Here is a 13,886-nt window from a genome sequence, read left to right as displayed (position 1 = left end):
CCGCGGCCCTATTCGGCCGTCCCCTCGCCGGCGGCGCCCCGAAGCCTGGCCCGGACCCGCTCCGCGACATCCGCATAGCGCGCCTCCGCGCCATGCCGCGTCGGCGCGTAATACCGCTTGCCGTGCACCTCGTCCGGTGCGTACTGCTGGGCCGCGATACCGCCCGGCAGGTCGTGCGGGTACTGGTAGCCCTGGCCGTGGCCGAGCTTCTGGGCGCCCTTGTAGTGACTGTCGCGCAGATGCTGCGGCACCGCGCCGGCGTGCCCGGCGCGGACGTCCGCCAGCGCCGCGTCGATCGCCGTATAGGCGGCATTCGACTTGGGCGCCAGGGCGAGCGCGATGGTGGCCTGGCTGAGGGTGATCCGGGCCTCCGGGAAGCCGATCATGGCCACGGCCTGCGCGGCGGCGACCGCGGTCTGCAGGGCCGTCGGATCGGCGAGGCCGATGTCCTCGCTCGCCGAGATCATCAGCCGGCGGGCGATGAACCGCGGGTCCTCGCCCGCCTCGATCATGCGCGCCAGATAGTGCAGCGCGGCATCGACGTCCGAGCCCCGGATCGACTTGATCAGCGCGCTGGCGACGTCGTAGTGCTGGTCGCCGTCCCGGTCGTACTTCACCGCGGCACGGTCGACGGACTCCTCCATCGTCTGGAGGGTGATCTCCTTCTCGCCCTTGGCCAGCGCGGAGCCCGCCCCGGCCTCCAGGGCCGTCAGCGCGCGCCGGGCGTCGCCGCCCGCGATGCGCAGCAGATGCCCCTCGGTGTCCTCGGGGAGGGTGACCGCGCCCGCCAGGCCGCGCGCATCGGTCAGCGCACGCCGCAGCAGCCCGCGCAGATCGTCGTCGGTGAGGGGTTCGAGGGTCAGCAGCAGCGAACGGGACAGCAGCGGGGAGATCACCGAGAAGTACGGGTTCTCGGTCGTCGCGGCGATCAGGGTGACCCAGCGGTTCTCGACGGCCGGCAGCAGGGAGTCCTGCTGGGCCTTGCTGAAGCGATGGATCTCGTCGAGAAAGAGGACGGTCTCCTTGCCGTAGCCGCCCGAGGCGCGCCGGGCGCCGTCGATGACCGCCCGGACCTCCTTGACGCCCGCCGTGATCGCGGAGAGCTCGACAAAGCGCTTGTTGGTCGCGTGGCTGACGACATGGGCGATGGTCGTCTTGCCGATGCCGGGCGGACCCCACAGGAACACGGAGGACGGGCCCGCGGGACCGCCGTCGCCCTCGCCGACGAGCCGGCGCAGCGGCGAGCCGGGCTTGAGGAGATGCTGCTGCCCCACGACCTCGTCGAGGATGCGCGGACGCATCCGTACGGCGAGAGGAGACCCCGCGGGGTCCTTCTCCTGACGGTCTTCGGCAGCGGCGGTGAACAGGTCGGGCTCCACGTCGACGAGCCTATGTCACCCCACTGACAACGCCCCGGCCGCCGTCATCGACGGGCCGGGGCGTGCAGCGGCTTCGGGGAGCTCCTAGATCAGGGTGCTCCAGTACGACCACCACTTGGTGAGGATCAGCAGCGCGATCACGCCGTACCAGAGCACCGGCACGACCCAGTGGAACTCCACCACGGTCCGGCGCAGCCCCTCGGGGGCCGGGATGATGCCGTGCTTGAGGTTGTGCACGGTGGTGTACCAGAACATCAGGATCGTGACGCACCAGGTCAGCGTGCACCACAGGCACAGCGAGTTGATGCTGTACAGCGACTGGGTCATCAGCCACATGCAGAAGACCGCGCTGAGCAGGGTGCCGACGTTCAGCCCGATCCAGTACCAGCGGCGGAAGCGGGCACCCGCCAGCAGGGCCATGCCGACCGCGATGACCACGCCGAAGCCGACCAGCCCGGCCATCGGGTTCGGGAACCCGAAGACCTCCGCCTGCTTGCTCTGCATGATGTTCGTGCAGGAGATGATCGGGTTGAGGCTGCAGGCCGGCGTGAACTTCGGGTCCTTGAGCAGCTCGAACTTGTCCAGGGTGATGATCCAGGCCGCCAGGACTCCCAGCGCACCGGTGATCACCAGGAGCAGTGCATAGCCGCGACCCGAGCCGATGGTGCCCGAGTCGCTCATGTGCTCGTCGTCGGTGGACACGTCGTCATCAACCGCTGTCGTCGTCATATCGCCGTTCCGTCGGTCGCTGGGGAGATGATGCCGGGCGGGCCCGCGAGAGCGCAGGCGCGCCCCTCATTCTGCCCCAACTCCACGACGGACCACCGTTCGCTGCGCATAAACGGGCTGCGTCCGAACCGGATGAATCCGCGCGCAGCCCGTTGACGCCGGCCGCTGCCGGCGCCGGATGCGGCTCAGCCCAGCTTGCGCTTGATCTCGTCCACGACGGCGTCCAGCGCCACCGGCGTCTGCTCGCCGCTCTGGAGGTCCTTGAGCTGGACGACGCCCTCGGCCAGGTCCCGCTCGCCGGCCACCAGCGCCAGCCGCGCGCCGGAGCGGTTGGCGGACTTCATGGCGTTCTTCAGGCCCTTGCCGCCGAACGCGAAGTCGGTGGCGACACCTGCCCGGCGCAGCTCGGTGACCGCGCCGAAGAGCACCCGGCGGGCCTCCTCGCCGAGCGGCACCGCGTACACGGCCGTCGCGGAGGGGATGTCGAGCGTGATGCCCTCCGCCTCCAGCGCCAGCACCGTACGGTCGACGCCCAGCGCCCAGCCGACGGACGGCAGCGCGGGGCCGCCGATCATCTCGGAGAGGCCGTCGTAGCGGCCGCCGCCGCCCACCGCGGACTGCGAGCCGAGGCCGTCGTGGACGAACTCGAAGGTGGTGCGGGTGTAGTAGTCCAGGCCGCGGACCAGCTTCTCGTCGTCCTCGAAGGCCACGCCCGCCGCGGTCAGCAGCTCCCGGACCTGCTCGTGGTACGCCTTGCAGGCCTCGCAGAGATAGTCGCGGAGCAGGGGCGCACCGGTCAGCTGCTTCTGTACGGCGTCGCGCTTGTCGTCCAGGACGCGCAGCGGGTTGATGTCGACCCGGCGCCGGGTGTCCTCGTCCAGCTCCAGGCCGCGCAGGAAGTCCTGCAGCGCGGCGCGGTAGACGGGGCGGCACTCCTTGTCGCCCAGGGAGTTCAGCAGGATCCGGAAGTCGCGCAGCCCCAGGGAGCGGTAGGCCTGGTCGGCCAGGATGATCAACTCGGCGTCCAGCGCCGGGTCCTCGGCGCCGATCGCCTCGGCGCCGACCTGCGAGAAGTGGCGGTAGCGGCCCTTCTGCGGGCGCTCGTAGCGGTAGTACGAGCCGGAGTACCAGAGCTTGACGGGGAGGTTGCCGCCCTTGTGGAGGTTGGCCTCCAGCGCCGCGCGCAGCACGGACGCGGTGCCTTCGGGGCGCAGCGCCAGCTTGTCGCCGCCCTTGGTCTCGAAGGCGTACATCTCCTTGGTCACGATGTCGGTGGACTCACCGACACCGCGGGCGAACAGCTCGACGTTCTCGAACCCGGGCGTCTCGATATAGCCGTACCCGGAATTCTTCAGGGGGCCGGAGATCGCCTCGCGGACCGCGAGATAGGTCGCGGAATTCGGCGGCAGCAGGTCGTAGGTGCCCTTGGGTGCCTGAAAGGTGCTCACGGAAAAGTCTCGTCACATTCCTCGTCGCGGAGCGGCGCGGAGGCCGTCTCCAAGGCCGGCGGCCACTTCCCGCAGATACGGGTTGGCGGCGCGTTCGCGGCCGATGGTGGTCTGGGGGCCGTGGCCGGACAGCACGACCGTCGAGTCCTCCAGCGGCAGGCATACGCGCGCCAGCGACTGAAGGATCTCGGCGTGGTCGCCGCCCGGCAGATCGGTGCGTCCGATGGAGCCGGCGAACAGCAGGTCGCCCGAGAAGAACACCGGCGGAATGTCCGCCTGCTCGGGCATCCTGAACGTCACCGACCCCTTGGTATGGCCCGGGGCGTGCGCGACGGAGAATTCCATTCCGGCCAGTTCCAGAGCACTGCCGTCGGTCAGCTCCTTGACGTCGTCCGGCTCCCCCACGGTCAGTTCGCCCATGAGCTGCTGACCGATGGAGCGGCCGAGGGCCTTCTCCGGGTCGCTCATCATGAAGCGGTCCTCGGGGTGGATCCAGGCCGGGACGTCGTGCGCGCCGCACACCGGGACGACCGAGGCGACGTGGTCGATATGGCCGTGGGTGAGGATGACGGCGACGGGCTTGAGCCGATGCTTTCTGAGCGCGTCCTCGACTCCCTGGGCCGCCTGGTGGCCCGGGTCGATGATCACGCACTCCTCGCCGGCGGCGGGGGCGACCAGGTAGCAGTTGGTCCCCCAGGCCCCGGCGGGGAACCCGGCAATCAGCACGTTCGTCCTTAAAGGTCGGTGGAGGTCGGTCCGCGGGACCGCTCCCGGAACATCTCGGCAGCTCCAGAGCCTACCGGCGCGACTCCCGCCGGGGCGAACCCGTATACCGTACGGCCACGGCAGACGACGGCGCTCGATGCGCACACCTCGAAGCTCAGACCAAGGAGACGACCGGTGGTCAGCAAGGATCAGCGGCGGCGGCAGCTCGCCCGGGAGAAGTTCGTGCGCCAGCAGCAGCGGCGGTCCGCGGACCGGCACAAGGCCAAGCGCCGCAACGTGATCATCGCGTCCGGCCTGGCGGTAGTGGTCGCCGCGGGCGCCGCCGCGTACGCCTCGGCCGGTCTGGCGGGCGGGGGCGACCGGGAGACGGACCGGGCCGCGTCGAACCCGTCGCCCACCCGGGCGCCGGACCCGTGCGGCAAGCCCGCCAAGGGTTCACCGTCCCGGCAGACGTGGAAGAAGGAACCGGCGATGTCGATCGACGCCGCCGCCTCCTACGCCGTGAAGCTGGGGACGACCTGCGGGCAGATCGAACTGAAGCTGGACGCGGCCAAGGCGCCGCACACGGTCAACTCCTTCGCGTTCCTCGCCGACCGGCACTACTTCGACCACAGCACGTGCCACCGCCTGGTTGACCAGGGCATCTTCGTCCTGCAGTGCGGCGACCCGACCGGCACCGGCCAGGGCACGCCCGGCTACACCATCCCGGACGAGAACCTCAAGGACCCCCGGCTCAAGGGCGATGTCTATCCGGCGGGCACGGTCGCGATGGCCAACAGCTACGACGGCAAGCACCAGAACACCCGTAACTCCGGCGGCAGCCAGTTCTTCCTCGTCTATCAGGACAGCCGGCTGCCGCCGAACTACACCCCGTTCGGGACCGTCACCGGCGGTATGGACGTCCTGAAGAAGATCGCCGCGGCCGGTTCCCGGCCCGACCCCAAGATCGGCAGCACGGCGCCGAACGCCACCGTCGTCATCGACAAGGCGACCGTCTCCGCATCCTGACCGCCCTGACCGGCATGCGGCTTTCCGCCGTCCTCCGCGCCAACGAACCGCGCAATTTCGGTGGTGCTGGATGCGGACAGCCGACCGCCGGTCGCCTAGATTGGCGTTGGGTAGGGTGCCCGCTCCGACGGCTGCCACCCTCACCCGCAAGACAGCACGTCGGACCGGCCAGGGCGCGGCTCTGCCGGACAGAAACTGTGGACGATGCCGGGGGGCCGCACGCCCCCGTCGGCATCATGTGGAGGAGGCGCTGTGAGCAGCGACCCATGGGGCCGCGTCGATGAGACGGGGACCGTGTACGTGCGTACCGCCGACGGCGAGCAGGTCGTCGGATCGTGGCAGGCGGGAACTCCCGAGGAGGCCCTCGCCTACTTCGAGCGCAAGTATGAGGGCCTGGTCGTCGAGATCGGCCTCCTCGAGCGCCGGGTCAAGACCACCGACCTGTCGACGAAGGACGCCACGACCGCCATCGATCATCTGCGCAAGCAGGTCGACGAGCACCATGCGGTGGGCGATCTGGCGGCGCTGAGGAAGCGGCTGGACAAGCTCGTCGAGGCCGTCGAGTCGCGGCGCGAGGAGCGCAAGGCGCAAAAGGCCAAGCAGAGCGACGAGGCCCGCCACGCCAAGGAGAAGCTGGTCGCCGAGGCCGAGGAGCTGGCGGCCAGTGAGCAGTGGCGGGCGGCGGGTGAGCGGCTGCGGGCGCTGGTCGACACCTGGAAGGGCCTGCCGCGGCTGGACCGCAAGGCGGACGACGAGCTGTGGCACCGCTTCTCGCATGCCCGCTCGGCATTCTCCAAGCGGCGCAAGGCGCACTTCGCCTCACTGGACGCGCAGCGCGAGGAGTCCCGTAAGGCGAAGGAGAAGCTGGTCGCCGAGGCCGAGTCGCTGTCGAACTCGACGGACTGGGGTGCCACGGCCGCCCGCTACCGCGAGCTGATGGCCGACTGGAAGGCCGCCGGCCGCGCCCAGCGCGAGCACGAGGACGACCTGTGGAACCGCTTCCGCGGCGCCCAGGACGTCTTCTTCCAGGCGCGCGGCGAGATCTTCGCGGAACGCGACGCCGAGCAGCACGAGAACCTGACCCGCAAGGAGGAGCTGGCCGTCGAGGCCGAGAAGCTGCTCCCGGTCTCGGACCTGAAGAGCGCGCGGGCCGCGTTCCGGTCGATCAACGAGCGGTGGGAGGCCATCGGCCACGTCCCGCGGGACGCCCGCCCCAAGATCGAGGGCCGGATGCATGCCGTCGAGCGCGCGATCCAGGAGGCCGAGGAAGCCGAGTGGCGGCGGACGAACCCCGAGGCGCGGGCCCGTGCCGCGGGGCTGACCGGTCAGCTCCAGGACGCCGTCGACAAGCTGGAGAAGCAGATCGAGACGGCGCGGGCGGCCGGCAACAACGCCAAGGCCGACAAGCTCGGCCGCGAGCTGGAAGGCCGCAAGGCGCTGCTGGACCAGGCGCTGAAGGGCCTTGAGGAGTTCGGCGGCTGAACAAGCCGAACAAGCCGAGAAGGCGGCCCCGGTACGGATCTCGTACCGGGGCCGCCTTCTCGTTGCGCCGTTACGGCCGGCGGGCCGACGTCACGCGGTACACGTCGTACACGCCCTCCACACCCCGTACGGCCTTGAGCACATGCCCCAGATGCTTGGGGTCGCCCATCTCGAAGGTGAAGCGGGAGGTGGCGACCCGGTCGCGGGAGGTCTGGACGGCGGCGGAGAGGATGTTGACATGCTGGTCGGACAGGATGCGGGTGACGTCCGACAGGAGGCGGGAGCGGTCCAGCGCCTCGACCTGGATGGCGACCAGGAAGACCGAGGACTGGGTGGGCGCCCACTCGACGTCGAGGATCCGCTCCGGCTGCTTGGACAGCGAGTCGACGTTGACGCAGTCGGCGCGGTGCACCGAGACGCCGTTGCCGCGGGTGACGAAGCCGATGATGGGGTCGCCCGGCACCGGCGTACAGCAGCGGGCGAGCTTGACCCACACATCGTCGACGCCCTTGACGACCACGCCCGGGTCGGCGCTGGAGCGGCGCTTGGAGCGCGGCCGGATCGGGGTGGACTCGGCGATGTCCTCGGTGGCCTCGTCCTGGCCGCCGAGCGCCTGTACCAGCTTCTGGACGACGCCCTGCGCCGCGACATGGCCCTCGCCGATGGCGGCGTAGAGGGAGGAGATGTCGGGGTAGCGCATCTCGTGCGCGAGGGTCACCAGGGAGTCGCCGGTCAGGATCCGCTGGATGGGCAGATTCTGCTTGCGCATCGCGCGCGCGATGGCGTCCTTGCCCTGCTCGATCGCCTCGTCGCGGCGCTCCTTGGAGAACCAGCCGCGGATCTTGTTGCGGGCGCGCGGGGACTTGACGAAGCCGAGCCAGTCGCGGGACGGTCCGGCGCCGGGCGCCTTGGAGGTGAAGACCTCCACCAAGTCGCCGTTGTCCAGGGTCGATTCGAGCGGTACGAGCCGTCCGTTGACCCGCGCTCCTATCGTGCGGTGGCCGACCTCGGTGTGCACCGCGTACGCGAAGTCGACAGGCGTGGCGCCGGCCGGCAGCGCTATGACATCGCCCTTCGGCGTGAAGACGAAGACTTCGTTGCGGGAGAGGTCGAAGCGCAGCGATTCGAGGAACTCGCCGGGGTCCTCGGTCTCCTTCTGCCAGTCGAGCAGCTGCCGCAGCCAGGCCATGTCGTTGACGGTGTCCTGGCCCGAGCCCTTGCCGACGCCCTTGGGGATGTCCGTACGGATCTTGGAGGCGCCGGCCACCGCCTCCTGCTTGTACTTCCAGTGGGCGGCGATGCCGTACTCGGCGCGGCGGTGCATGTCGAAGGTACGGATCTGGAGCTCAACGGGCTTGCCGCTGGGGCCGATCACCGTCGTGTGCAGCGACTGGTACATGTTGAACTTGGGCATCGCGATGTAGTCCTTGAACCGGCCGGGGACCGGATTCCATCGCGCGTGGATGGTGCCGAGGGCGGCGTAGCAGTCGCGGACCGTGTCGACCAGGACGCGGATGCCCACCAGGTCGTAGATCTCGGCGAAGTCGCGGCCGCGCACGATCATCTTCTGGTAGACGCTGTAGTAGTGCTTCGGGCGCCCGGTGACCGTGGCCTTGATACGGGCGGCGCGCAGATCGGCCTGGACCTCGTCGGTCACTATCGCCAGATACTCGTCGCGCTTGGGGGCCCGCTCGGCGACCAGCCGCACGATCTCGTCGTACATCTTGGGGTAGAGGATCGCGAAGGCGAGGTCCTCCAGCTCCCACTTGATGGTGTTCATGCCCAGGCGGTGGGCCAGGGGCGCGTAGATCTCGAGGGTCTCGCGGGCCTTCTTCTCCTGCTTTTCCCGCTTGAGATAGCGCATCGTGCGCATGTTGTGCAGCCGGTCGGCGAGCTTGATCACCAGGACGCGGGGGTCCTTGGCCATCGCGACGACCATCTTGCGTACGGTTTCGGCCTGTGCGGCCTCACCGAACTTGACCCGGTCGAGCTTGGTGACGCCGTCGACCAGCAGCGCCACCTGGTCGCCGAAGTCGCGGCGCAGGGTGTCCAGGCCGTACTCGGTGTCCTCGACGGTGTCGTGCAGCAGGCCCGCCATCAGGGTGGCCGGGTCCATGCCCAGCTCGGCGAGGATGGTGGTGACCGCGAGCGGGTGGGTGATGTACGGGTCGCCGCTCTTGCGCTTCTGGCCGCGGTGCCAGCGCTCGGCGACCTGATAGGCGCGCTCGACCTGGCGCAGCGTCGCGGTCTCGATCTTGGGATCATTGCCGCGGACGGCGCGCAGCAGCGGTTCGAGAACCGGGTTGTACGGGCTGGAGCGCTGTACGCCCAGTCGGGCGAGGCGGGCCCGTACACGGTTGGGGGTGCCGGAGCGGCCCGCGGAGCCGGACGGGGCGGGCTTGGGTGCCGAGGAGGCATGCGCGCCGGGCGGGTCGGCCTTGGCGGGCGGCTTGGGGGCGGCACCCGCGCCGGGCTTGGGCTCGGATGCGGCGGCGCCCGGCTTCGGCCGGGACTCGGGACGGGGCCGGTCACTGCCCTCGGCGCCGCTCTTCTCGGGCCGGGGCGTGGCCGCGGAAGCCGCGTCCTTGGGCTTCGTCTCGTCCGGGCGCGCGTCGGGGGATCCCTTCGGACGCAGTCCGGGGGAGAGCGGCTGGGCCTCGTCTGGCAAGAGCACTCCTCAAGCGGTTCCGGACCCCGAGACCACAAACAGGCCGGGGTGCCATGGTATCGACCCCACGGCCGCCGCTCTCGCGCGGCCATGGCTCCGTACATGACACAGCAGCAGGGGCACCCGGAAGATTCCGGGTGCCCCTGCTGCCTCATCTGGCGGGTGCGGTCGCTCAGACCGTGATCAGCGCCTCCAGCGGGGCGCCCTTCAGGCCCGGCTCCAGCCGCTGCCGGCCGGCGAGGAAACCGAGCTCCAGCAGCACCGCGACGCCCGCGACCTCGGCGCCGGCACGGCGGATGAGCTGCAGCGACGCATCGGCGGTGCCGCCGGTGGCCAGTACGTCGTCGATCACCAGGACCCGGTCCCCCGGGGCCAGCGCATCGGCGTGGATCTCGATCTCGGCGGTGCCGTACTCCAGCTCGTAGGCCTGCCCGAGCGTCGCACCGGGCAGCTTGCCCGCCTTGCGTACGGGGACGAAACCGATGCCCGCCTGTACGGCGACGGGGGCGGCGAGGATGAAACCGCGCGCCTCCAGCCCGACGACCTTGTCCGTGCGATGCAGCCGGCACAGGTCCGCGAACGCCTCGGTCAGCGCGCCGAAGGCGGCCGGGTCGGCCAGCAGCGGGGTGATGTCCTTGAACATCACGCCCGGCTGGGGGTGGTCCGGGACGTCCGCGATCCGGCTCAGCAGCAGCTCACGCAGCTCCGCGGCGGCCTTCATCGGCGCTTGCCCGACGGGCGGCCGCGTCCGCGGTTACGGGAGGCGGGCTGGTTGCGCGGTCCGACGACCGCGGGGTCGTCCTCGGAATCCTGCGTGCCGGGGGCCGCATCCTGCGGGTCGTCCTCGCTCCCCTCCTTGGCCGCGGCCGAGGCGCGCTTCGCCTTCACCCGCTTGGCCAGCGCCTTCATCTGCGGCTCGCGCTCCTTGAGGTCGGCGACCAGCGGAGTGGCGATGAAGATCGAGGAGTACGCACCGGCGGCCAGACCGACGAACAGCGCCAGCGAGATGTCGTTGAGCATGCCCGCGCCCAGCACACCGCCGCCGACGAACAGCAGACCGGCGACCGGGAGCAGCGCCACCACCGTGGTGTTGATGGACCGCACCAGGGTGCTGTTGATGCTGCGGTTGGCGATGTCGCTGTAGGTGAAGCGGGTCTGCTTGGTGATGTCCTTGGACGCTTCCTTGAGGCTGTCGAAGACGACGACCGTGTCGTACAAGGAGTAACCGAGGATCGTCAGCAGACCGATGACCGTGCCCGGGGTGACCTCGAAGCCGACCAGGGCGTAGATGCCGACGGTGATCGTGAGGTCGTGGATCAGCGCGACCAGGGCCGCCAGCGCCATCCGCCACTCGAAGGCGATGGCCAGATAGAGCACCACCAGGGCCATGAAGATGCCCAGACCCAGCCACGCCTTGTCGGCGATCTGCTCGCCCCAACTCGGGCCGACCAGCTGGGTGTTGATGTCCTTGACCGGGACCTTCAGGTCCTTGGCGAGCTCTTCCTGGACCGGCAGCGCCTGCTTGGTGTCCAGGCCGCTGATCTGGATGCGCAGCGAGCCGTCGCCGAGCTTTTGCACCACGGCCTGGTGGCCACTGGCCGCGGACTCGGCCTGGTGCTGCGCCTGGGTGGCGGACACCGAGGTGTTGGGGGTGGCGAAGACCGCGCCGCCGGAGAACTCGATACCGAAGTTCAGACCGCGCACCGCCAGGCCGACGAGGGCCGTGATGGTGATGAGGATCGAGACGCCGTACCAGATCTTCCGCTTGCCGATGAAGTCGTAGCCGACCTCGCCGCGGTAGAGCCGGGCGCCGATGCTTCCGAGCTTGGACATCTCACGCCTCCTTCGTCTGGGTGGGGGCGCTGCCGCGACGGCGGCGCAGCGGCGGCTTGGCTCCCAGGCGCTTGGGATCGAGGCCCGACCAGGGATGGCCGTTGGCGAAGAACTTCCGCCGGGCCAGGAGCGTCATCAGCGGCTTGGTGAACAAGAAGACCACGACGACGTCGAGGACGGTGGTCAGGCCGAGCGTGAACGCGAAGCCCTTCACCTTGCCGACGGTGACGATGAACAGCACCGCGGCGGCCAGGAACGACACGAAGTCGGAGACCAGAATCGTGCGGCGGGCCCGCGGCCAGCCGCGCTCGACGGCCGGACGCAGGGTGCGGCCCTCGCGGATCTCGTCCCGGATGCGTTCGAAGTAGACGATGAACGAGTCGGCGGTGATACCGATGGCGACGATGGCGCCGCAGACGGCCGGGAGGTTCAGCGCGAACCCGATGGCCGGCCCGAGCAACGTCATGATCGCGTACGTCAGTATCGCCGAGACCAACAGGCTCGCCAGCGCGACCAGCGCCAGCCCCCGGTAGTAGGCGACGAGGTAGAGGACGACCAGTGCGAGGCCGATCGCGCCGGCGATCAGACCGGCGTGCAGCTGCTCACCGCCGAGCGCCGCGGTGACCGTGGTCTCGTCGTCGATCTTGAAGGAGAGCGGCAGGGCGCCGTACGACAGCATGTTGCCCAGGTCCTCGGCGGACTGCTGGGTGAAACCGCCGGAGATGGTGGCGCTGCCGCCGTTGAGCTGCTCCCTGACCCGCGGGTCGGAGACCACCGCGCCGTCCAGGACGATCGCGAACTGGTTCTGCGGCTCCGTCTTGGTGGCGAGCTTGCCGGTGATGTCCGCGAACTTCTTGCCACCATCGGAGGTGAAGTCCATCTGGACGATCCAGCCCTGGCCCTGCTGGCTGTCGAAGACCGCCTTGGCGTCCTTGACGTCCATGCCCTCGACGGCGACCGGGCCCAGCACGTACTTCTGCGAGCCGTCGTCCTTACAGGCGACGACCGACTCGGACGGCTTGGCGCCGGCGGCCTTCTGGCCTGCCACCGCGCGGCCCTGCGGAGTGGCGCAGTCCAGCGCGGCGAGCTGCTTCTGCAGGGCCGGCGAGATCTGGTCGGCGCCACCCGTGGGCGGCACCGGCGGCGTGGACGGCTTGGCCGAGCCGGAGGGGCTGGGCTTGGCGGACGGTGCCTTCTTCAGCGAGTCCGTGACGGCGCGGCCCTGCGTGGTGGGCTTGGTGCTGGGCGTCGCCGAGGCGTTCTGCTGGGTGCCCGGCTTGCCGGTGACCTTCTCGCCGTCGCCCTGGGCGTTCTTGCCCTGGCCGCCCTTGCCGGTGTTCTTGGAGGGCGTGGGCTTGGGCGCGGGGGTCTTGGCGCCCGCGGTGGTGATCAGCACCGGCCGGAATCCGAGCTGGGCGGTGGTGCCGACCTGCTGGCGGGCCTGCTTCGCGTCTGTCCCCTTGGGGATGTTCACGATGATGTGGTCGCTGCCCTGCGTCTGGACCTCGGTCTCGGACACACCGAGACCGTTGACCCGTCGCTCCATGATCCCGGCGGCGGTGTTCATGTTGGTCTCGTTGATCGCGTTGGGCTTGCCCGGCTGGTTCTGGGCCGCCAGCGTGAAGCTGGTGCCGCCCGCCAGGTCGATGCCCAGCCGGGGCGTCAGATGCCCGTAGTAGAACATCCCGCCGACCAGCCCGATCATCGCGATCAGGATCAGGACCAGGGTGCGGCCCGGATGACCCTGGCCCGCGGGCGCCCTGCGGCCCTTATTCGGTGCTGCCACCTTCTCGTATCTCCCTGTCCAACCCCTCGGCTTCGGGTGTCGCCGAGCGGCCACGAAGTGTTGTGGGGACGTGCCCCCCGCCGGAGCCTAGACCGTCGAGGAGCCGCGGCGCGCCGAACGCGCGGCGCACCACGGCTCCGTCGGGGGCGGACTACTTCGCGTCGGCGCCGCCGGACTTCTTGTCCTCCTCGGCGGAATCCGCGTCGGCCTTGTCGGCGTCCTTCGCGTCAACGGCCTCGGCGGCGTCCTCGTCGGTCTTGGCGTCCTCGGCGGCCGGCTTGTCGGCGTCGGCCTTGGGGGCGTCCTTGCCGAGGTCGATCTTCTCGGCCTGGTCACCCTTGTCGGTGTCCTCATCGGCGGCGTCGCCGGTCAGCGACGAGGCGTCGTCCGGAACGACCGGCTCGCCGGACTTGATCGGGTCCGCGCCGTCCAGGATGCGGTTGTACTCGTCATCGGCCAGCACGGCGCCGATGGCGTTCTTGGCGTAGATGGCGTGCACGCCCGGTGCGACCTCCAGGAGGACCGATTCCTCGTGGATTTCCTTGACGGTGGCGTACATGCCCCCGATCGTCCGGATGCCGGTGCCGGGCTGCATTTCGTTGCGCATCTGCTGCGCCGCCTGCTGCTTCTTCTTGGCAGACCGGGTCATCAGGAACATGGCCCCGATGAGGACGATGAAGGGGAGGAGAGTCACGATACTCACGGGACGGGAATCCTTCGCACGACCGCAGCTGCGCGGTCTCATATACGGGGGTGGGTATACCGTCCATGCGGACGGCATCGGCGGAGTCTAAGCGAGTCCCCACCAGTGGAACAACGCCCAGCAT

The 13,886-nt window shown here is 69.9% G+C and carries 11 protein-coding genes; 2 read left to right on the top strand and 9 right to left on the bottom strand.

What is annotated here, in order from left to right:
• Positions 1–8: 8 nt before the first annotated feature.
• From ACZ4S3_RS17025 to ACZ4S3_RS17010, 4 genes are all read right to left on the bottom strand, one after another.
• A complete protein-coding gene (locus ACZ4S3_RS17025; protein WP_467933889.1) occupies positions 9–1,379 on the bottom strand; it encodes a replication-associated recombination protein A in 1,371 nt (456 codons plus the stop codon).
• Between the two features lie 84 nt (positions 1,380–1,463).
• A complete protein-coding gene (locus ACZ4S3_RS17020; RefSeq protein ID WP_467933886.1) occupies positions 1,464–2,108 on the bottom strand; it encodes a vitamin K epoxide reductase family protein in 645 nt (214 codons plus the stop codon).
• Between the two features lie 185 nt (positions 2,109–2,293).
• The gene (gene hisS, locus ACZ4S3_RS17015) at positions 2,294–3,556 is read right to left on the bottom strand and encodes a histidine--tRNA ligase (protein ID WP_467933883.1); all 1,263 of its coding nucleotides are present in this window, start codon (positions 3,554–3,556) and stop codon (positions 2,294–2,296) included.
• A 12-nt stretch (positions 3,557–3,568) separates the two neighbouring features.
• The gene (locus ACZ4S3_RS17010; RefSeq protein WP_467933878.1) at positions 3,569–4,282 is read right to left on the bottom strand and encodes an MBL fold metallo-hydrolase; all 714 of its coding nucleotides are present in this window, start codon (positions 4,280–4,282) and stop codon (positions 3,569–3,571) included.
• Positions 4,283–4,456: 174 nt separating this feature from the next.
• Here ACZ4S3_RS17010 and ACZ4S3_RS17005 point away from each other — a divergent pair, with 174 nt between their 5' ends.
• Positions 4,457–5,290, top strand: a complete 834-nt coding sequence (locus ACZ4S3_RS17005; RefSeq protein WP_467933874.1) for a peptidylprolyl isomerase — start codon at positions 4,457–4,459, stop codon at positions 5,288–5,290.
• A 252-nt stretch (positions 5,291–5,542) separates the two neighbouring features.
• A complete protein-coding gene (locus ACZ4S3_RS17000; protein ID WP_467933870.1) occupies positions 5,543–6,772 on the top strand; it encodes a DUF349 domain-containing protein in 1,230 nt (409 codons plus the stop codon).
• Positions 6,773–6,842: 70 nt separating this feature from the next.
• On the opposite strand, the gene ACZ4S3_RS16995 is transcribed toward ACZ4S3_RS17000, so the two are convergent.
• The 5 genes from ACZ4S3_RS16995 to yajC form a co-directional block, all read right to left on the bottom strand.
• Positions 6,843–9,440 (bottom strand): RelA/SpoT family protein, encoded by a 2,598-nt coding sequence (locus tag ACZ4S3_RS16995; RefSeq protein ID WP_467933866.1) that lies wholly within the window; start codon positions 9,438–9,440, stop codon positions 6,843–6,845.
• A gap of 172 nt (positions 9,441–9,612) precedes the next feature.
• A complete protein-coding gene (locus tag ACZ4S3_RS16990) occupies positions 9,613–10,161 on the bottom strand; it encodes an adenine phosphoribosyltransferase (protein ID WP_467933861.1) in 549 nt (182 codons plus the stop codon).
• Positions 10,158–11,273 carry a protein translocase subunit SecF gene (secF, locus tag ACZ4S3_RS16985; protein ID WP_467933857.1) on the bottom strand — a complete coding sequence of 372 codons (1,116 nt, stop codon included), beginning with the start codon at positions 11,271–11,273 and terminating at the stop codon, positions 10,158–10,160. The genes ACZ4S3_RS16990 and secF overlap by 4 nt, the downstream gene beginning before the upstream one ends.
• Position 11,274: 1 nt before the next feature.
• A complete protein-coding gene (gene secD / locus ACZ4S3_RS16980; protein ID WP_467933853.1) occupies positions 11,275–13,059 on the bottom strand; it encodes a protein translocase subunit SecD in 1,785 nt (594 codons plus the stop codon).
• A gap of 151 nt (positions 13,060–13,210) precedes the next feature.
• A complete protein-coding gene (yajC, locus tag ACZ4S3_RS16975; RefSeq protein WP_467933849.1) occupies positions 13,211–13,762 on the bottom strand; it encodes a preprotein translocase subunit YajC in 552 nt (183 codons plus the stop codon).
• Positions 13,763–13,886 lie beyond the last annotated feature (124 nt).

The sequence above is a fragment of the Streptomyces sp. NPDC028368 genome, from assembly GCF_055565615.1.
Note: the sequence above shows the minus strand (reverse complement) of the source record. Positions and strands in the feature narration are given on the sequence as shown.